The following is an 18,064-nucleotide window of genomic DNA, read 5'->3' on the forward strand; positions in this document are numbered from 1 at the left end:
AGGAACTTGTGCATCAGCAAATGCTCTTCCATTCCTGCGGAGACCGCCAGGAAGCGAGCCACTCAGGGAGCATCGAAGCAGGCATGGGCCTTGATATGCCGTAGCCTTGCGCCTGCTCGCAGCCGATACGCAGCAATTCTTCCCCGTGTGCGATCGTTTCCACGCCTTCGGCAATGACGTTGCGATGAAACGCATCGGCCAGGCCGATAACGCCGCGCACGATTGCGAGGTCTTCCTGGTCGCTGAGCATATCCCTGACGAAGCTTTGATCGATCTTCAACGTTTCCGCCGGAAGGCGCTTGAGGTAAGTCAGCGACGAGTAGCCCGTACCGAAATCATCGATGGAAAAATGTACGCCGAGATCGCGGCATACGCGCATTACCTGGGACACGGCATCGATGTTTTGCAAAGCGCTGGTTTCAAGAATTTCCAATTCCAGGTTTTCAGGGGCGACGTCAGGATGGCGGGCCAGCATGTCGCACAGCACCAGGTAGAAATTTTCTTGCTGCAGTTGTCTCGGTCCCAGGTTGACGCTGACAGCGAGCGTCAGTCCCATTTTTTTCCAGGTGCTCATTTGCGCAAGCGCCGTTCCGATCACCCAGGTTCCGATGTCATCACTGAGACGATGTCCTTCGATCAACGGCAGAAACGACGCCGGGGGAACCAGCCCCAGCTCGGGGTGCTGCCAGCGGATCAGCGCCTCGGCCCCGGTGACGGCGCCGGTTTTCATGTTCACCTTGGGCTGGTAATACAGGACGAATTCACCGTGTTCCAGCGCCTGTGCGAGTCGCCGCAGCTGTGCTCCGCGGCCTTTTTCCTCTGCGTCCCGGGCCGCATCGAAGATGTGGTATCTGTTCTTCCCGGATTGCTTGGCTTCATACATCGCGAAATCGGCATGCCGTATGAGCTGGTCCTCGTCAACGTCATCGTCGGGAAAAAGGGTGGCGCCAATGCTGGCGGAAACCTGGATCACGTGATTGCCGATGACAATCGGATCCGAACAGGCTTTGAGAATTTTTCCCGCAAGACTGTCGAGCTCCTGGCGGCCGCCAACGTCCACCAGAACTGCAACGAATTCATCTCCGCCCATGCGCGCGAGCGTATCGATGTCGCGCAATACGGAAAGCATGCGTTGCGAGAGCGCAATCAGCAACGCATCACCCACTTCATGTCCATGCTCATCGTTGACCAGCTTGAAACCATCCAGGTCAAGGTAGAGCACGGCCAGATCCTTGCCATTGCGCTTGCTCATGTGCATGGCCTGGCGCAATCGATCAGAGAGCAGCAAGCGGTTAGGCAAATCGGTGAGCATGTCGAAATTGGCGACGTGCTCCAGCTTTTCCTGCTGTTTTCGCAATGAGGTGATATCGGTAAACAAGGCGATGTATTTGTGTGTCTTGCCCGACTCATCGGTCACGGCGCTGATTGTCAGCAGGCCTGTGTACGATTCTCCGTCTTTACGCCGGCTCCAGATTTCAGTCCGTGCATGGCCGCTTTGCAGCAGATTGGCCAGTATTGCCTTTTCGACATCGGGCCCCTGGCGGCTCGATCTGAAGACGCTGGATGTCCGGCCCACCAACTCTTCCCTCGCATAGCCGGTAATGCATGTCAGCGCCTGATTGACTTCAACGATGACGCCGTGGCTATCGGTAATGGCGATCCCTTCGCTGGTATGGGTAAAAACGCTGGAGGTCAGCTTGAAGTTGGCTTCCGCGATTTTCCGGAGTGTGATATCGCGCGCGATTTTCGACGCGCCGATGATCGTCCCGTGCTTGTCGCGAATCGGGGAGATGGTCACGGAAACGTGGATGGGCGATCCGTCCTTGTGCAAGCGGACCGTGTCGAAGTGATCGATTTTTTCGCCGGCCAGCATCTTTTCCAGAATGAACAGTTCTTCATCCTGCCGGTCTTGCGGAAACAGCTTCAGCATCGGTTCGCCCAGCATCTCTTCTGCGCTGTAGCCGAACATGGCCTGCGCAGCAGTATTCCAGCTGGTCACCTTGCCGTCGAGGGTCTTGCTGATGATAGCGTCGTCGGACGAAGTCACCAGCGCATGAAACTGTTCTGCGGTCGTCTCCAGATGCGACTGGGCGGTAATGTCGCGTGCAATTTTCGAGGCGCCGACGATCCTGCCTTGCCCGTCGCGTATCGGCGAGATGGTGACCGAGACCTTGATGGGCGAACCATTCTTGCAGATGCGCATGGTTTCAAAATGCGTTACGCGCTCACCATTGATGATCTTCTCGAGTATCAGGGCTTCTTCGTTGATCCGGTCATTGGGGAACAGGCGTAACAAGGGTTGGCCCAGCATCTCACTTTCGGTATAGCCAAAGATCGTTTCCGCACCGGGATTCCAGCTGGTGACGATACCATCCAGCGTTTTGCTGATGATGGCGTCGTCGCAGGATTGAATGATTCCCTCGAAATAGGCCTTGGCTGAGCAGGTCGCGGGATCGTGTCGCGCCGCGGTCTGAAACGGCGCATCGCTGAAATCGATCCTGCGTCCGCCAGTTGCTTCTTCTTCCGGATGATTTTTCATATGCCTAGTGGTGACGGATAGTTCCTGAGTCGGCTTCCAGCGCAGGGAACCTACCGATTGGTATTTTTATTTGAAACTACTGACATATCGCCTGCCTCCGATACTACCCTGATATCGTATTTCCGCTCGAAGAAGATTTCCTGATGTCTCAGTACGTGCGCGTTGAAGAGAAAAACAAGAAAAAGCCAGCTGGTTTGAGCTATCTCAATTCCGTTTTCCTTACCAGGGACCATAGTAGGGGCATCCATCTTCATCAAAGCGTTCAGCGAGGTAGCCGTGTCGAAATCCGATGCACGTTCCCAGTCATCCCGGCCGCTGCTGCTGCTTGCCTTGTTGCTGAGCATTCCCGCGTTCTACATGATGCTCAACAACGACGTGTCTCCCTATCGCGATACGGGAAGATCGCTCTATGTGATCGTGGCGTTGCTCATTGCCGTGGACATGTGGCGTCTGTATCGGAAAAATCCTTCGGGCTCCCAATACAGGCGCCTGGCCGTAGTGGACTTGTTGATACTCTTCGGCGCGATCGCGAGCGCCTGGTCGTACGAATCATCATGGCATTTCACCGAGTGGCTGTTCAGGCTGGCGTATTGCGTCGTGGTGTTCTTGCGATTGTCGGTCTTGCTGGCCCGCTACGTGGGCCCGCACAAATTGCTCCAGATCGGCGTGTTTGCGCTTTTCGTCCTGGCGATAGCGGGGGAGGGCTTCCTGTTGCTGGAGCCGAAAATCCACACCTATGCGGACGGCGTGTGGCTGGCGTTCCTGACGGTGGCGACGCTGGGATATGGGGACCTGGTTCCCTCCGTACCGGGGTCCCGGATATTTGCGGTCTTCATCGTCTTGCTGGGCTACGCATTGTTCTCGATATTCACGGCAAGTATTTCGGCCATTCTGGTCGGCGAGGATGAAAAACGCCTGCGCCATGAGCTGCATATGGATACGCGCATGCTGCGCGCCGAGATTGCAGCGCTGCGCGGAGAACTGCGGGACGCGCTGCTTGAGAAGCGCCATCTGCCTGCAACATCCGGCGAAGACAGCCGACAGGAGGAAGCGTAGAGCAAGGCAGCCAGGCTGATCAGCCTGTAACTTCGGGCGATTTTTGACGTGAATTCTTTTCCTTTGACCTGGATCAAGTACAAAAAAAAGCTTCGGAATAGAGTTTGTCCATAGGGAATACTTTCAGCTTGCGCGAGGAGCGGACAATATGGACAGAGTTGCATTGGTTACCGGCGGAACCCGAGGTCTTGGCGCGGCCATTGCCGTCGCCTTGCGCGATGCCGGTCATCGTGTTGCGACAGTGCACCGGAGCAACGTCGACGCTGCGCAGTCCTTCAGGGAAAAGACATCCATCCCGGTGTTTTGCTGGGACGTCGCCGATTTTTCGGCTTGCCGGGAAGGCATCCGGCAGGTCGAGTCGGAACTCGGTCCGGTCGACATCCTGGTGAACAACGCCGGGATCGCCCGCGACGCGGTGCTGCATCACATGACGCCGGAACAATGGTCGGCAGTCATCCTCACCAATCTGGGATCCGTATTCAACATGTCGCGCAACGTCATCGAGGGCATGCGCGAACGCGGCTTCGGCCGCATCGTCAACATCAGCTCAGTTAACGGTGAACGGGGACAAGTCGGGCAGGCCAACTATGCCGCCGCCAAGGCGGGAATCCTGGGCTTTACCAAGTCCCTGGCACTGGAAAGCGCGCGCAAGAATATCACCGTCAATGCCATCGCACCGGGCTATTGCGATACGGATATGGTGGCTGCCGTTCCCAAGGATTTGCTGGAAAAAATCCTTGCCGGAATCCCCGTCGGTCGCCTCGGCAACGGCAGCGACATCGCGCGCCTGGTCCTGTTCCTGGTCGATGATGCCGCAAGCTTCATCACCGGGGCAACCTTCGATGCCAACGGCGGACAGTTCATGGCATGACGCGGGATTTTTTTTGAACACGATGTACGCAGGAGGAAGATATGGAAGCACTGACATGGTCGCCGCAGATGTCGTTGGGCATCGTCGAGATGGACAACGCCCACAAGGAACTGATTCAGGAACTGACAGACATCATGAGCGCACCCGACCCGGAATTTTCCGGACGTCTTCTGCGCATTGTCGCCTTGCTGGAAAACGATTTCCGGGAAGAAGAAACACTGATGGAAAAGATAAATTATCCCGAGCTGCGCCTGCACCGGGAGGAACATGCGGAGTTGCTGAGCACCTTGCACCATGTTGTTCCCAAGGCCATGAGCGGCGATTACGTGCTGCCGCGACAGATTCTCAACATGCTTCCCCAGTGGTTCCTGAACCATCTGGTCAGAATGGATTCGGCATTGGTCAAGGCACTGAACGTGGCGGGCGCGCAACCGGCGAAACATGCAGAAATTGCTCCGTTGTAACGATGCGCGGAACCTGTCCCGTCAATCTCACCTGGCTTTCCTGACGAAGGTCGTTCACCAAGGAGTTCTCCATGTTTTCTTTTCCATCCATGCAAAGCCCGGATGACATCCGGCGCACCTTCAACGCCGAGCTGCGCTTGTGTAACGCAGTGACGAGCAATGCCGTCGACGTGGCGTTCCGCATCGCCGATCTGAATTTCTGCATGTGGAAGCAAGGCGTCGCCAACTGGTCGAAACGTTCGGAGACGCTGGAATTGCAGGACGCCAAAAAACTCCCCGGATGGCTCGACGCCAGTCATCTCAAGCAAGATCTTGAAAACATCACCACCTACGGGCAACAAATCACCAAAATCATGCTGGACTTGCAGGGAGACCTGGCCAAGTTCGCCCAACAGCGTGCCACCACGTGGAATGCGGCGGCAGCCAACACGGAATCACAAGCCACTGCCTCCGCGCCGGCATCGAACGCCCCGGCCATGGCATTCCTCCAGAATATGGTCGACCAGGCCAGCAAGGGCTATGCGCAATGGACCAGCAGCGCCTTGAACGCAATGGATGCCGTGGAAACCGATCTGGCGCATGCCGCCGCCGGCAAGGATGCCGCCCCGGCGGTGAAAACACGCAGTCGGAAATAAAACGTTTTTCCCCCGTAGCGCGACAGTATCGATTGTTCCTCTTGTCGATGCTGTCGCGCTTTTTTTGACGGTGCATCAATTTTTCAGGTCGTCGTCCCCGGACGCGGGGCCTGGGCTTTCTTGATCAACAATACCGGCACCGGCGACAAGCGGGCGACCTGCTCCGCATCGCTGCCCATGAGGAAGCGATGCACACCCCGGCGTCCGTGAGTTCCGATCACGATCAGATCGGCCTTGTTGGTGACGGCGCGTTCGATGATCACGTCGGCGACGCGCGCGCCCATGGCCTCCCGTATTTCAACGTCCACCGCAATCCCGAACTTTTTCAGCATTGCAGCGGTGCGGGCGAGCATGTCTTCGGATTCCTTCAATGCGAGCGGTCTGGTGGTCGTGATGTAGACGTTCGGGTCTTCGAAGCCATTGCTCAGCGTGGTCATGTCCAGCACATGCAGCAAACGCACGCGCGCCTTACACAAGACCGCCAGCGCGCAGGCTTCTCCGACTGCAGATTCGGCGGTGACGCTGCCGTCAATAGGGACAAGAATCGTGTTGTACATGATGCGCTCCTGATGTAATGAGTGATGAGTGCTACGCGGTGTATCGGACAGACGTTGGCGGCAGCAGGGGTTGCGCCAGGCTCGCCGCCATCCATTCCTCGTTGGTCGGCTCCACGGCGACGGCGACGCGGCTTTGCGGCGACGAAATCAACGAGGCTGCGACTTGATTGCCGCCATCGTCCAGGACCAGGCCGAGAAACCCAAGATGCTTGCAGATGCGGGACCGCAGCTCAGCGTTGTGCTCGCCGATGCCGGCGGTGAACACCAGCATGTCGAGGCCGCCGAGCACAGCCGTCAGCGCGCCGATTTCCCGTACGATGCGACGCACGTATAACGCCAGCGCGTCGGCCGCCCGTGGATCAACGGCCTCCGCCGCGATCAGCTCGCGCGGGTCCGAGGACGTGCCGGAGATGCCCCGCAGTCCCGACTCGTGGTACAGAAGGTGCCCGAGTTGTTGCGGGGAAAGCTGTTCGGTCTCCATCAGATAGAGAAGTACGCCGGGATCGAGCGACCCGCAGCGGGTTCCCATCATCAGGCCGTCCAGCGCGGAGAATCCCATGGTAGTTGCGACGCTGCGCAGGTCCTGCATGGCGCACAGGCTGGCGCCGCTGCCCAGATGAGCGACGATGGTGTTGCCGCGGGCCGCATCGCCGTGGCGTTCCGCCAGCACGACGGACATGTATGCATACGACAGGCCGTGAAAGCCGTAGCGGCGGAGGCCCCGTTCCCAGGCCGGGTAGGGAATGGGCAGCATCTTTTCGACACGCGGCAGGCTGTGATGGAAGGCGGTATCGAAACAGGCGATCTGCGTCAGTCCCGGCCGCGCTTGCAGGAAGCTCTCGATCGCCTCCAGCGCAAACGGCTGGTGCAGCGGCGCCAGCGGGATGAAGCTGCGCAGGTCGGCAAGCACGTCGTGATCGACGCAGACCGGTTCAAAATAGTTGGCGCCGCCGTGCACCACCCGGTGCACCACGGCGATGAGGCGATTGCCGCCCAGCCTGCCGATGGTGTACTCGCGGATGCGCAACAGCGCGGCGTGATAGGGCGCATCCCGATCAACCGGCATCTGTTCAGTCGCCTGGCCGGAAACGGAAAAGGTCGGCGAAGATCCGGTAATGCCGTCGGCCTTGCCGCTCCAGAGCGGGGTGCGCTGCATCGGAAGCGGCGAATTGAAGAGCGCGAACTTGATGCTTGAGGAGCCGCAGTTCAATACCAGGATGCAGTCGTTCATGCCGCCTCCCGTGCGCGATTGGCCAGCAACAGCGCAATCGCGCAGGAGGCGATGCGGGACTCCCGCGAGTCGGCGCGGCTGGTCAGGACGATCGGTACGCGCGCGCCCAGCACGATGCCGGCACTGGCCGCGCCGCCCAGGTATTCGAGCTGCTTGGCCAGCATGTTGCCGCTTTCCAGATCCGGCACCACCAGGATGTCAGCGCGTCCGGCGACCTCGGAGACGATTCCCTTGATGCGCGCGGCTGCGATGGAGACGGCATTGTCGAACGCCAGCGGACCGTCCACGATGGCGCCGGTGATCTGTCCGCGGTCGGCCATTTTGCAGAGGGCGGCGGCGTCCAGCGTGGCCGCCATGCGCGCATTGACGGTTTCCACCGCAGCGAGAATCGCCACGCGCGGCTGCTGTACGCCGATGGCCTGGGCCAGTCCGATGGCGTTGCGGATAATGTCGGCTTTTTCGTCCAGATTGGGGGCGATATTGATGGCCGCGTCGGTGATGATAAAAGGCCGCGGATAACTGGGCGTCTGCATCAGGAAGCAATGGCTCAGGCGCCGGCCGGTGCGCAGGTCGGGGCAGGCCAGCACGGCCGACATCAGTTCATCGGTATGCAGGCTGCCTTTCATCAGAGCGGCAACTTCGCCGTTGGCTGCCAGGGCGACGGCGCGCGCGGCGGCAGCATGGCTGTGCGGCACGTCCTCGATGCGCAAGGCCGAGATGTCCAGCTGGTTGTCATCGGCGACCGCTTGCAGTTTGGCGCGCGGCGCCACCAGTACCGGAACGATCAGGCCGGCGGCCTGCGCGTCAAGCGCGGCGGACAGGCTCAGCGCATCGCAGGGGTGTACCACCGCAGTCGCCACCGCGCCCATGGGGCGCACATGTTCCAGCAGTCGCAACAAGCCGTTGTCGCTGCCCAGCAGCCGCACTTCGGGCAAGGTGGTGCGCGGCATCGAAATGCGCTCGACGGGTGCGATGACATCGGCCTGGCCCTCGATCACCGTCACGCCGTCCTGGTTGATGCAGGCGCACGCCAGCGACAGCCGTTTGCTGGCCTCGTGACGCTCGGTGACGCGTACGTTGATCGTGAGCCTGTCGCCGATGCGCGCCGGCGCCTTGAAATTGAGCGTTTGCCCAAGATAAACCGTTCCCGGCCCCGGCAGGCGTGTGCCGAGGACGGCCGAGATCAGCGCTCCACCCAGCATGCCATGCGCGATGACGCCATGGAAACGGGTTGAGGAGGCAAATTCGGCGTCCAGATGCTGCGGATTGACGTCGCCGGAAAGGATGGCGAACAGCTGGATATCCTGTGCCGTCAGCGTACGTTCTATCGAGGCACTGTCGCCGACGGCGATTTCATCGAAAGTACGATTCTGTACCAGGAGCAGGTCGTCTTTGTGCATGCGGTTCTCCGGATGAAAATAAGTTGTCGGTATGGATCGGCGGTGTTGATGCCGGCTCAGGCCATCTGTCCGATGGTTTTTCGAAAGCGCATCAGCGCGGCAACGAACAGCACTGCACCGATGCCCACGATCGCCAGCATCTGGGGCCAGATCACTGCCGCCCCCGCGCCCCGGTAAAGCACCGCCTGGGCGGCAGAAACAAAATGCGTCGTCGGCGCCGCCAGCATGATGTTCTGCACCAGCACCGGCATGCTTTCGCGCGGGGTCGACCCGCCCGACAGCAATTGCAAGGGCAGCAACACCAGCACCACCAGCATGCCGAACTGCGGCATCGAGCGCGCCAGCATCGCCATGAAAATGCCCATCGACGTGGTCGCGAACAGGTGCAAGGCCGCCACGGCAAGAAACAACATGACCGAGCCCTGGACCGGCACCCGCAACGCTCCCTGGACGATGAACACGAGCGCCGCTGCCGCCGCCAGCAAGACCACCAGGCTCATGGACCAGACTTTGGCCAGCATGATCTCCAAGGGCGTGACGGGCATAACGAGCAGATGCTCGATCGTGCCGTGTTCGCGCTCGCGAATAAGCGCCGCACCGGTGAGGATGATGGACAGCATGGTGACGTTGTTGATGATTTCCATCAGCGCCCCGAACCAGGCGCGCTCCAGGTTGGGATTGAAGCGGGAATGAAGCACCAGTTCGGCCGGCGCGGCGGCGATGCCGCGATAGCGCTGGAGGAATTCGGCGACTTCTGTGTTGATGATTTCCAGGATGTAGGAGTTGCCGGTGAATGCCTGGCTCATGCGCGTGGCGTCCACGTTCAGCTGCACGGCAGGAGAACGGCCCGCCAGTACGTCGCGTTGGAAGTCCGGCGGAATGTCGAGCACAAAGGTGTAGTCGCCATTGTCCATGCCGACGTCCATCCGGCTGAGGGAAATCATGTCGGGCGTCTTGAAATAGGGCGGATAGAAGCTGGCGGCAATGCGCGCCGACAAGGGCGAGCCATCTTCGTCGACGATCGCGATCGCGGCATTGTGCAGGCTGTCCGGCATGGCCGTCGCCGCCACATAGATGGACACCGTGAACGTATAGGCGATCAGGACCAGCATCGCCGGATCGCGGGCAAGGCTCCACAATTCCTTGACGCCGAGGCGGGCGATGTTGGCGACCGCGCGCCAGGAAAGGGGGCTTTTCATGTCAACGCTCCTGCTTCCTGAGCAGCAGGATGGAGGCGCCGAGTATCACCGGCACCGCCGCCAGCAGCGACCAGAAGGACGGCATCAGTCCCGACAGGTCGAGCGCTTTGTTGAAGATGCCCCGGCTGATGGTCAGGAAATGCGACGCCGGATACAGACGTCCGATCCAGGCGCCGACGCCTTCCAGAGAAGAGACCGGATTGAGCAAGCCGGCAAACTGCACGCACGGAATGATGGTGCCGATCATGGTGACGAAAATGGCGGCGATCTGGCTCCTGGTGAAGGTCGATGCCAGCAGGCCGAAACCGGTCGAACAGATGATGAACACGAAGGCCGTCAAGGCCAGCGAAGCGAAATCGCCCTTGATCGGGACACCGAACACGGTCACCGCCAGCAGCGTCAGCAGCAGGAAATTGAGCATGCCCAACAGCACATAGGGAACTTGCTTGCCCAGCAGGAATTCCGCGCGGGTCACCGGCGTCACGTACAGGTTGATGATCGAGCCGAGTTCCTTCTCGCGCACCACCGACAGCGCGGTCAGCATCGCCGGAATCATCATCAGCAGCATCGGAATCACTGCCGGCACCATGGCCGGCAGGCTTTTGACGTCGGGATTGTAGCGATAGCGGGTCTCCACCGAACTGGCGGCAACCGGACGCACGCCGAGACGGCGCGTTGCCATGTCAACCATCCACAGCTGGTGCATCGCCAGGACGTAGCCGCGCACGGTTTCCGCGCGCATCGGCATGGAGCCGTCTATCCATGCGCCGATCTGGGCCGGGGCGCCGCGTTCCAGGTCGCGTGCGAAGCCTGGCGGTATCTCAATGGCCAGCGCCAGTTCGCCGTTGCGCATGCGACGGTCGATGTCGTTGTAGTCCGACAGCGCCGCCTTCTCGATGAAGTAGCGTGAGCCGGACAGGTTGAGCGCGTAGCTTTGGCTCAGCGCGGTCTGGTCGCGGTCGAGGACAGCGTAGGAGAGATTCTCGACGTCGAGGCTGATGCCGTAACCGATGATGAACAACAGGATCGCCGTTCCCAGCAGGGCCAGCGTGGCTCTCACCGGATCGCGCCGCAATTCGATGGTCTCGCGCAGGGCGTAGCTGTACGCGCGTCCGAAGCGGAAGCCGCCGCTGTTTTCTTGCGGCGGCGAAGTCGATGCAGCTGCTGCGACAGCAGGCGCAAGGGCTTCAGTCGCGACGGCATCCTGCTCACCGGCGGCTTCCCGCAGATAGCCGATGAACGCCTGCTCCAGCGTTGCCGCACCGCTTTGCCGCACCAGATCGGCCGGGCTGGCGCTGATCAGCACGCGGCCGGCATGCATCAGCGAGATGCGGTCGCAGCGTTCAGCCTCGTTCATGAAATGGGTGGAGATGAAAATCGTCACATGGTCCTTGCGCGCCAGGTCGATCATCAATTGCCAGAACATGTCGCGTGCGATCGGATCCACGCCGGAGGTCGGTTCGTCCAGGATCAGCAGTTCCGGACGATGGACCATGGCCACCGCCAGCGATAATCGCTGGCGCACACCCAGCGGCAATCCTTCCGGCAATTCATCGAGCACCTGGCGCAGGTCGAAGCGTTGCGCCATTTCGTCGATTCTTGCTGGGATGGCGCTTTCCGGCACCTGGAACAGGCGTGCGTGCAACATCAGGTTTTGCCTGACGGTCAATTCACCATAGAGCGAGAAGGCCTGCGACATATAGCCGACGCGCTGGCGCGTAGTGATGTCGCTGCCGTCGACTTCGCGGCCGAACAGCCATGCCTTGCCTTCGCTGGCGGGAATCAAGCCGGTCAGCATCTTCATGGTGGTGGATTTCCCGCAACCGTTGGAACCGAGAAAACCGAAGATCTCGCCGCGCCGTATCTTGAAATCGACATGGTCGACAGCCACGAAATCCCCGAAGCGCATCGTCAGCCCCTTCGCCTCGATGGCGATCTCGTCGTTGTCGGAGGGTTGCAAGGGGGTGACGACCACGGCGCGATGATTGCGGCGTTTGGCCTCGGGCAGCATGGCGATGAACGCCGCTTCGAGCGATGCCGCGCCGACGCGCTCGTGCAGCTCGCGCGGCGTCCCGGTGGCCAGTATCTTGCCATCGTCCATCGCGACCAGCCAGTCGAAACGATCCGCTTCTTCCATGTAGGCGGTGGCGACTATCACGCTCATGCCTTTGCGCTCACCCCTGATCTTGCCGATCAGGTCCCAGAACTGCGCGCGCGACAGCGGATCGACGCCGGTGGTCGGTTCGTCCAGGATCAACAGATCGGGATCGTGGATCAGGGCGCAGCACAAGCCGAGTTTCTGTTTCATGCCGCCGGACAATTTACCGGCGGGGCGCGACAGGAACGGTCTCAGGCCGGTGCTGAGAGTCAGTTCATCAATCCTGCGCCGGCGCGTGGCGGCGTCGTGGCCGAACAGGCGGCCGAAGAACTGCAGGTTTTCCTCCACAGACAGCGTGGGATACAGGTTTTTCCCGAGTCCCTGCGGCATGTACGCAATGCGCGGGCAAGTCCGGTCGCGATGACGCCGGTCGGCCATGCTGCCGCCCAGCACGTCGACATGGCCTTGCTGCAGGCGGCGGGCGCCTGCCAGCAGTGACAGCAGGCTGGATTTTCCGACGCCGTCGGGACCGATCAGGCCGACCATGCGCCCGGCCGGGATGACCAGGTCGATGGCCGACAGCGCCTGTGTCTTGCCCAGCACCAGGCTCACGCCGCTCAGGCGTGCAACGACTTCCTGCGCGCCATCGGAGGCAAGCGCATTCACTTGGGTACCTTCACCGCGAGTTCTGCGGGCCATTCCGCCTGTGCCGCCGTTTTGACCCAGGCTACGCCGGGCAGGCCGGTCTTTACCAGATGCAGATGCTTGACCAGCAAGTCGCGATCAATCTGCGCCTTGACGCGAAACATCAGTTTCTGGCGTTCGCTGGCGGTCTCGACGGTCTTCGGCGTGAATTGCGCCGTGCTGGCGACGTACGACACCCTGGCCGGGATCACGTACTGCGGCGCGGCGTCGAGGATCAGCCGCACGTCGCTGCCAATGGCCAGTTTGCCGGCGGCAGCTTCCGGTACGAAGAAGGTCATGTAGACATCGCTGAGGTCAACCAGATTGAGGACCTTGCCGCCGCCGCCAAGCACTTCGCCCGGTTGCGCAACGCGGTATTGGACCCGTCCGCCGCGCGGCGCCGTCAATGCGCTGTCGGCGATGTCGGCGTCGATGCGGGCGACCGTTGCGGTGGCGGCGGTCACCGAGGCCATCGCGCCGGTGACCTGCATATGGGCGGCATTGATTGCCGCCGCAGCAGCGCCGGCTTGCGCCGTTGCCGCACGGAGCGCGGCCTGCGTGGTGCGCACGCGGGTACGATCGTCATCGACCTCCTGGATGGAGGATGCGCCTTCCTGGACCAGCGTTTCGGAACGGACCAGTCGCCGTTGCGCGGCGTCGAGTTCGCTTTCACGTTGCGCCACCTGCGCCAGCGCAGCCTGCCGGTCGCTCTCGCGCACGGCCACCTGCGCCTGGGCGCTCGCCACGGCGGCCGCGGTTTGCTGCTTCTGCGCGACGGCCTCGTCACGTTGTGCCTGCAACACCTGGATCTGCATATGCGCGAGCGGTTGGCCGGCGCTGACGTAGTCGCCTTCATTGACGAGTATGTCGTCGATACGTCCGGGCAGTTTCGCCGCGACGTCGATTTCGGTGGCTTCGATGCGGCCGTTGCCGCTGGCGAAGTCGACGCCGGGACCGGTATTGCGGAAATGTTTCCAGCCATACCAGGCCGCCGCCAGGACGGCCATGACGAGCAAAAGGGAATACAGCGTGCGACGCGGAGGAGTGGTCATGGCGGGTTGTCCGGATTGTTCTTGGGATCGGGCGGCCGGCGGCCGGCGGCATCGTCTGCGGCTCCGCCCAGCGCGGCGTAGAGACTGACATTGGTGGTTGCCAGTGCGCGTTGCAGCTGGACCAGCTGTTGCTGCGCGACGAGCAGGTCCCGTTGTGCATCAAGCACCTCGAGGAAGGAGGCAGAGCCGTTGTCGTAACGCAGGGTCGACAGGCGTGCGCGCTCAGCCTGCACCTCCAGCGTCACGGCGGCGATGTCCGCCTGATAGTCCAGCCAGACGCGGGCGGACAAGGCATCGGAGACATCACGGAAGGCGCTCTGGATGGCTTTTTCGTAGTTGAGCACGGCAATGTGGCGACGCGCTTCGGTCAGCTTGAGATTGCTGTTGCGCAGACCGCCGTCGAACAGCGGCAGGGAAATGCTGGGCGAAAAAGTCCAGGCGCGGCTGCCGCTGTCGAACAAGCCGCCCAGCTCGGCGCTGGCGGTGCCGGCCGATCCGGTCAGGGCGATGCGAGGAAAGAACGCCGCACGCGCCGCGCCGATATTGGCGTTGGCCGCGCGCAGCTGATGTTCGGCGGCGATGATGTCAGGCCGGTTGTTGAGCAGGTCGGATGGAATGCCGGGATGGACGCGGCGAGGCGCCTCGACCTCCGACAAACGTTGCTGCAGCGTTGTTTCGCTCAGTTGCGTGCCGACCAGCAGGGCGAGTCGATGTATCTGCATCTCGCGTTCCTGCTCCAGTTGCGCCACCAGGCTTTGCGCCTGCGTCAGCAGCACCGCGACTTGCGTGAGATTGAGCCGCGAGGTCGAACCGACCTCGACGCGACGCTTGAATATCCGATAACTTTCGGCGCGGCTGGCAAGCGTCCGGCCGGCGAGGAACAGGCGTTCGTTGAGCTCGGAGAGCGTCAGGTAACTGATGGCCACCTGGGCAATCAGGTCGATGCGCACGGCCCGTCGGGCGGCATCGGAGGCGAGGTAACTTTCAAGCGCAGCGTCCTTCAGACTGCGCACGCGGCCCCAGAAGTCCAGCTCCCAGCTGGCCATGCCCAGGCCCACCTGGTATTGGCTGGAAACCAGCGGTTTGCCGGTCAGGTTGAGATCGCCCGGCACGCGCGAGCGATCCAGTCCGGCCTGGGCGCCGACAGTGGGAAACTGCGCAGCAGCTTCGATCCCGTAGGCAGCCCTTGCCTCGTCGACACGGGCCAGGGCGAGGCGCAGATCCTGGCTGTTCTGCAATGCAAGTTCGATCAGCGATTGCAGGTGCGCATCCTGGAAATAACTGCGCCAGCCGATGGGTTCGAGGGGCTCGCGCAACGCGGCTGCGGTATTGGGGTAATGCGTGGGGACCGGAAGCGCCGGCCGGATGTAGTCCGGCGCCAGCGACACGCATCCGCCAAGTTGCAACGCGGCGAGCGCCATGATCAGCAGGCTGCGCGCAGTGCGTTTTCTCTTTGTCGCAGCCGTTCTTGCTGAACTCACTTTCGCTCCCGCGTGGATTGATGCCATGCAGCACAGTCTACGGGGCGCCCGGCTGTTGCTTCTTGATATCAATCAAATGCGCGCCGGAAGATGCAGCAGTCACTTCAAACCGAAACGCCTGATGAGCCAGGACTTCATCAATTGCGTCATCAGCAGGTAAGCGAAAACGATCGCCAGAATCGCCGCATTCAGATTCAAGGGCAATGCCATCAATCCGAGCGTGTGCGCAATGGGTGACGCCGGCAGCCAGAACGCCAGCACGCAGATGACCGCGGCCGTGGCCAGCAGGGGCAGGCTGGGCTTGCTCTGGATGAACGGGATTTTCCCGGTGCGAATGACATGCACCACCAGCGTCTGGGACAGCAGCGACTCGACAAACCATCCCGACTGGAACAGCAGCGGCTGGCCGGCGGCGCCAAAGACGAACCACAGCACGCCGAAGGTCATGTAATCGAACAGCGAGCTGACCGGCCCCAGCACCATCATAAAGCGGCCGATATCGAGGATTTCCCAGCGCCGCGGTTGTTGCAGGTACTCCTCGTCCACGTGATCCGTCGCTATCGTGGTCTGGGAAAAGTCGTAGAGAAGGTTGTTGAGCAGGATCTGCACCGGCGCCATCGGCAGGAAAGGCAAGAGGGCGCTCGCCCCCAAAACGCTGAGCATGTTGCCGAACGCCGAGCTGGAGCTCATCTTGATGTACTTCGTGATGTTGCCGAATACCCTGCGGCCTTCCAGTACGCCGTCCTTGAGCACGATCAGGCTCTTGCGCATGAGGATGATGTCGGCCGACTCCTTGGCGATGTCCACGGCGCTGTCGACGGAGATGCCGACGTCCGCCGCTTTCAGCGCAGCCCCGTCATTGATGCCGTCGCCGAGGTAGCCGACGACATGCCGGCGAGCCTGCAGGCAGCGGATGATCCTGGCCTTCTGTTGCGGATTGAGTTTGGCGAAGATGTTGCTGCGTTCCGCCAGCCCGCCGAGCGCCTTGTCGCTGAGCGCGTCGATATCACCGCCGAGCACGGCCGGTTCCCCGGACAATCCCACGTGGCGACAGACATTGCGCACCACCGCGCCGTTGTCGCCGCTGAGCACTTTCACCGTCACGCCGCAGGCATGCAGTCCGGCGATCGCCTCGACGGCACTGTCTTTGGGAGGATCGAGGAAGGCGATGTAGCCCACCAGGATCAGTGCCGATTCATCGGCATTGCTGAGCGCGGGAACATCGTCAGATCCGACTGCAGGGAGCTCCTTGTAAGCGACGGCAATCACGCGGAAACCGTCTTCGTTGAGATCGTCAACCGTCTTGCTGAGCGCCGCGCCGTGATGCCCTGCCAGCGGCATCGGTGTGCCCGCGTGCTCGGCGTGCGTGCAGACGGCCAGGATTTCTTCCGGTGCGCCCTTGCAGATGAGCAGGCGAGTGCGGTCGGCTTGCTCGACGATGACCGACATGCGGCGCCGCTCGAAATCGAAGGGCAGTTCATCGATTTTTCGGAATTCCTTTTCCGTCTCCGACGGTGTTCCTGATTTCTCGCGGGGCTCGGCGTAGCTCAGGATTGCCATGTCCAGCAGGTTCTTCAAGCCGGTCTGGAAGAAGCTGTTCAGATAGGCGTACTTGATCACTTTAGCCGAGTCCACGCCGTCGATGTCGACGTGTTTTTCGAGGATGATGCGGTCCTGGGTCAGCGTGCCTGTCTTGTCGGTACAGAGGATGTCCATCGCGCCGAAGTTCTGGATCGCGTTGAGCCGCTTGACGATGACTTTCTTTTCCGCCATCGCCAGCGCGCCCTTGGCGAGGTTGATGGTGATGATCATCGGCAGCATCTCCGGCGTCAGTCCCACCGCCACGGCGACGGCAAACAGCAGGGCTTCGAGCCAGTCGCCCTTGGTCAGCCCGTTGATCAGGAACACCAGCGGCGCCATGACCAGCATGATGCGGATGATCAGGCGGATATACCTGTCGACGCCGCGATCAAAGCTGGTCATCTCGCGCGCTTTGACGAGGTCGGCGGCGATATGGCCGAATGCGGTGCGTTCACCCGTCGCCACCACCAGCGCGGCACCGGTTCCGCTCACCACGTTGGTGCCCATGAAGGCGAGGTTGGCCAGGTCGGTCAGGCTGCCGTTCGCAGCGTCCGCCAACGCCGCAGGTGTTTTTTCAATCGGCAGTGATTCTCCGGTCAGCGCAGCCTGGCTGATGAACAGCATCCTGGCCGACAGGATGCGTACGTCGGCAGGGGCGATATCGCCGGCCGACAAGGCGATGATGTCGCCCGGCACCAGTTCCGCAAGCGGCAGTTCAACGCGTCCCTGACCGGCGCGCTGCACCGTGGCGGTAGTCGCCACCATCGAGCGCAGCTGCTGCGCCGCCTTGTCGGCACGGTGTTCCTGCACAAAGGAAAGCAGCGACGACAGCACGACCATCACGCCGATCATGATCCCGCCCCAGGTCTCGCCGATCAGCAGATTGACGGTCGTGAGCGCGAGCAGCAACAGCGACAACGGACTGGCGAACAGCTTGAGGAACTGGCGCCAACCCTGCAGGCGGGGACCCGCGGCAATGACGTTGGCGCCGTATTGCCGGCGTCGCTTGCCGGCTTCCTCTGTCGTCAGGCCTTGCAGTGAGGAGGCCTGCTGCGCCAATCCGGCTTCCGCCGTCATGGCGGCCATGCTGCGCAACGTGGTTTCCGCAGCTTGCGCCGGGGTATGGGAGGGGGGCCGGCGCGCATCCGGATGAACGTCCTGGCCAGGAACCAGCGGCGGCGCGGAAGCGATGGCGGGCGAGCCGGGCATGGTCAGG

At 61.6% G+C, this 18,064-nt stretch carries 13 protein-coding genes; 4 read left to right on the top strand and 9 right to left on the bottom strand.

Annotated features, from left to right (window positions below; all coding sequences use genetic code 11):
- Nucleotides 1–13: 13 nt before the first annotated feature.
- Nucleotides 14–2,539 (bottom strand): PAS domain S-box protein, encoded by a 2,526-nt coding sequence (locus tag ACIROW_RS02000; protein WP_402271323.1) that lies wholly within the window; start codon nt 2,537–2,539, stop codon nt 14–16.
- 276 nt (nt 2,540–2,815) lie between these two features.
- On the opposite strand from ACIROW_RS02000, the gene ACIROW_RS02005 reads away from it, so the two are divergent.
- The 4 genes from ACIROW_RS02005 (at nt 2,816) to ACIROW_RS02020 (ending at nt 5,565) form a co-directional block, all read left to right on the top strand.
- Complete coding sequence (locus tag ACIROW_RS02005) at nt 2,816–3,595, top strand: potassium channel family protein (RefSeq protein ID WP_402271325.1); 780 nt, start codon at nt 2,816–2,818, stop codon at nt 3,593–3,595.
- Nucleotides 3,596–3,743: 148 nt separating this feature from the next.
- A complete protein-coding gene (phbB, locus tag ACIROW_RS02010; RefSeq protein WP_402271328.1) occupies nt 3,744–4,466 on the top strand; it encodes an acetoacetyl-CoA reductase in 723 nt (240 codons plus the stop codon).
- A gap of 41 nt (nt 4,467–4,507) precedes the next feature.
- On the top strand, nt 4,508–4,930 hold the full coding sequence (locus tag ACIROW_RS02015) for a bacteriohemerythrin (RefSeq protein ID WP_402271331.1): 423 nt from the start codon (nt 4,508–4,510) through the stop codon (nt 4,928–4,930).
- 71 nt (nt 4,931–5,001) lie between these two features.
- On the top strand, nt 5,002–5,565 hold the full coding sequence (locus ACIROW_RS02020; protein WP_402271333.1) for a hypothetical protein: 564 nt from the start codon (nt 5,002–5,004) through the stop codon (nt 5,563–5,565).
- 83 nt (nt 5,566–5,648) lie between these two features.
- Here ACIROW_RS02020 and ACIROW_RS02025 read toward each other — a convergent pair whose 3' ends face one another.
- From ACIROW_RS02025 to mgtA, 8 genes are all read right to left on the bottom strand, one after another.
- Complete coding sequence (locus tag ACIROW_RS02025; protein ID WP_402271335.1) at nt 5,649–6,122, bottom strand: universal stress protein; 474 nt, start codon at nt 6,120–6,122, stop codon at nt 5,649–5,651.
- 31 nt (nt 6,123–6,153) lie between these two features.
- Nucleotides 6,154–7,353, bottom strand: coding sequence for an acetate/propionate family kinase (locus tag ACIROW_RS02030; RefSeq protein ID WP_402271337.1), 1,200 nt, complete (start codon nt 7,351–7,353; stop codon nt 6,154–6,156).
- Nucleotides 7,350–8,753 carry a bifunctional enoyl-CoA hydratase/phosphate acetyltransferase gene (locus ACIROW_RS02035; RefSeq protein ID WP_402271340.1) on the bottom strand — a complete coding sequence of 468 codons (1,404 nt, stop codon included), beginning with the start codon at nt 8,751–8,753 and terminating at the stop codon, nt 7,350–7,352. Before ACIROW_RS02035 ends, ACIROW_RS02030 begins: the two co-directional genes overlap by 4 nt.
- Nucleotides 8,754–8,809: 56 nt before the next feature.
- On the bottom strand, nt 8,810–9,952 hold the full coding sequence (locus tag ACIROW_RS02040; protein WP_402271341.1) for an ABC-2 transporter permease: 1,143 nt from the start codon (nt 9,950–9,952) through the stop codon (nt 8,810–8,812).
- Between the two features lies 1 nt (nt 9,953).
- Nucleotides 9,954–12,749 (bottom strand): ribosome-associated ATPase/putative transporter RbbA, encoded by a 2,796-nt coding sequence (rbbA, locus tag ACIROW_RS02045; protein WP_402271343.1) that lies wholly within the window; start codon nt 12,747–12,749, stop codon nt 9,954–9,956.
- Nucleotides 12,713–13,786: an HlyD family secretion protein gene (locus ACIROW_RS02050; RefSeq protein WP_402271346.1), complete on the bottom strand. Its 1,074-nt coding sequence runs from the start codon at nt 13,784–13,786 to the stop codon at nt 12,713–12,715. The genes rbbA and ACIROW_RS02050 overlap by 37 nt, the downstream gene beginning before the upstream one ends.
- On the bottom strand, nt 13,783–15,207 hold the full coding sequence (locus tag ACIROW_RS02055) for an efflux transporter outer membrane subunit (RefSeq protein ID WP_402272441.1): 1,425 nt from the start codon (nt 15,205–15,207) through the stop codon (nt 13,783–13,785). The genes ACIROW_RS02050 and ACIROW_RS02055 overlap by 4 nt, the downstream gene beginning before the upstream one ends.
- 159 nt (nt 15,208–15,366) lie before the next feature.
- The gene (gene mgtA, locus ACIROW_RS02060) at nt 15,367–18,057 is read right to left on the bottom strand and encodes a magnesium-translocating P-type ATPase (RefSeq protein WP_402271349.1); all 2,691 of its coding nucleotides are present in this window, start codon (nt 18,055–18,057) and stop codon (nt 15,367–15,369) included.
- Nucleotides 18,058–18,064 lie beyond the last annotated feature (7 nt).

Origin of the sequence: Herbaspirillum sp. NPDC101397 (assembly GCF_044767325.1) — a bacterium.
Taxonomy (GTDB): Bacteria; Pseudomonadota; Gammaproteobacteria; order Burkholderiales; family Burkholderiaceae_D; genus Herbaspirillum.

What these genes read in the sequence shown, in the direction of transcription:
- ACIROW_RS02055 (WP_402272441.1), bottom strand. Translation starts at nt 15,207, where the DNA reads ATGGCGCTCGCCGCGTTGCAACTTGGCGGATGCGTGTCGCTGGCGCCG.
- mgtA (WP_402271349.1), bottom strand. Translation starts at nt 18,057, where the DNA reads ATGCCCGGCTCGCCCGCCATCGCTTCCGCGCCGCCGCTGGTTCCTGGC.
- ACIROW_RS02020 (WP_402271333.1), top strand. Translation starts at nt 5,002, where the DNA reads ATGTTTTCTTTTCCATCCATGCAAAGCCCGGATGACATCCGGCGCACC.
- ACIROW_RS02015 (WP_402271331.1), top strand. Translation starts at nt 4,508, where the DNA reads ATGGAAGCACTGACATGGTCGCCGCAGATGTCGTTGGGCATCGTCGAG.
- ACIROW_RS02050 (WP_402271346.1), bottom strand. Translation starts at nt 13,786, where the DNA reads ATGACCACTCCTCCGCGTCGCACGCTGTATTCCCTTTTGCTCGTCATG.
- ACIROW_RS02030 (WP_402271337.1), bottom strand. Translation starts at nt 7,353, where the DNA reads ATGAACGACTGCATCCTGGTATTGAACTGCGGCTCCTCAAGCATCAAG.
- ACIROW_RS02035 (WP_402271340.1), bottom strand. Translation starts at nt 8,753, where the DNA reads ATGCACAAAGACGACCTGCTCCTGGTACAGAATCGTACTTTCGATGAA.
- phbB (WP_402271328.1), top strand. Translation starts at nt 3,744, where the DNA reads ATGGACAGAGTTGCATTGGTTACCGGCGGAACCCGAGGTCTTGGCGCG.
- ACIROW_RS02040 (WP_402271341.1), bottom strand. Translation starts at nt 9,952, where the DNA reads ATGAAAAGCCCCCTTTCCTGGCGCGCGGTCGCCAACATCGCCCGCCTC.
- rbbA (WP_402271343.1), bottom strand. Translation starts at nt 12,749, where the DNA reads ATGGCCCGCAGAACTCGCGGTGAAGGTACCCAAGTGAATGCGCTTGCC.
- ACIROW_RS02025 (WP_402271335.1), bottom strand. Translation starts at nt 6,122, where the DNA reads ATGTACAACACGATTCTTGTCCCTATTGACGGCAGCGTCACCGCCGAA.
- ACIROW_RS02000 (WP_402271323.1), bottom strand. Translation starts at nt 2,539, where the DNA reads ATGAAAAATCATCCGGAAGAAGAAGCAACTGGCGGACGCAGGATCGAT.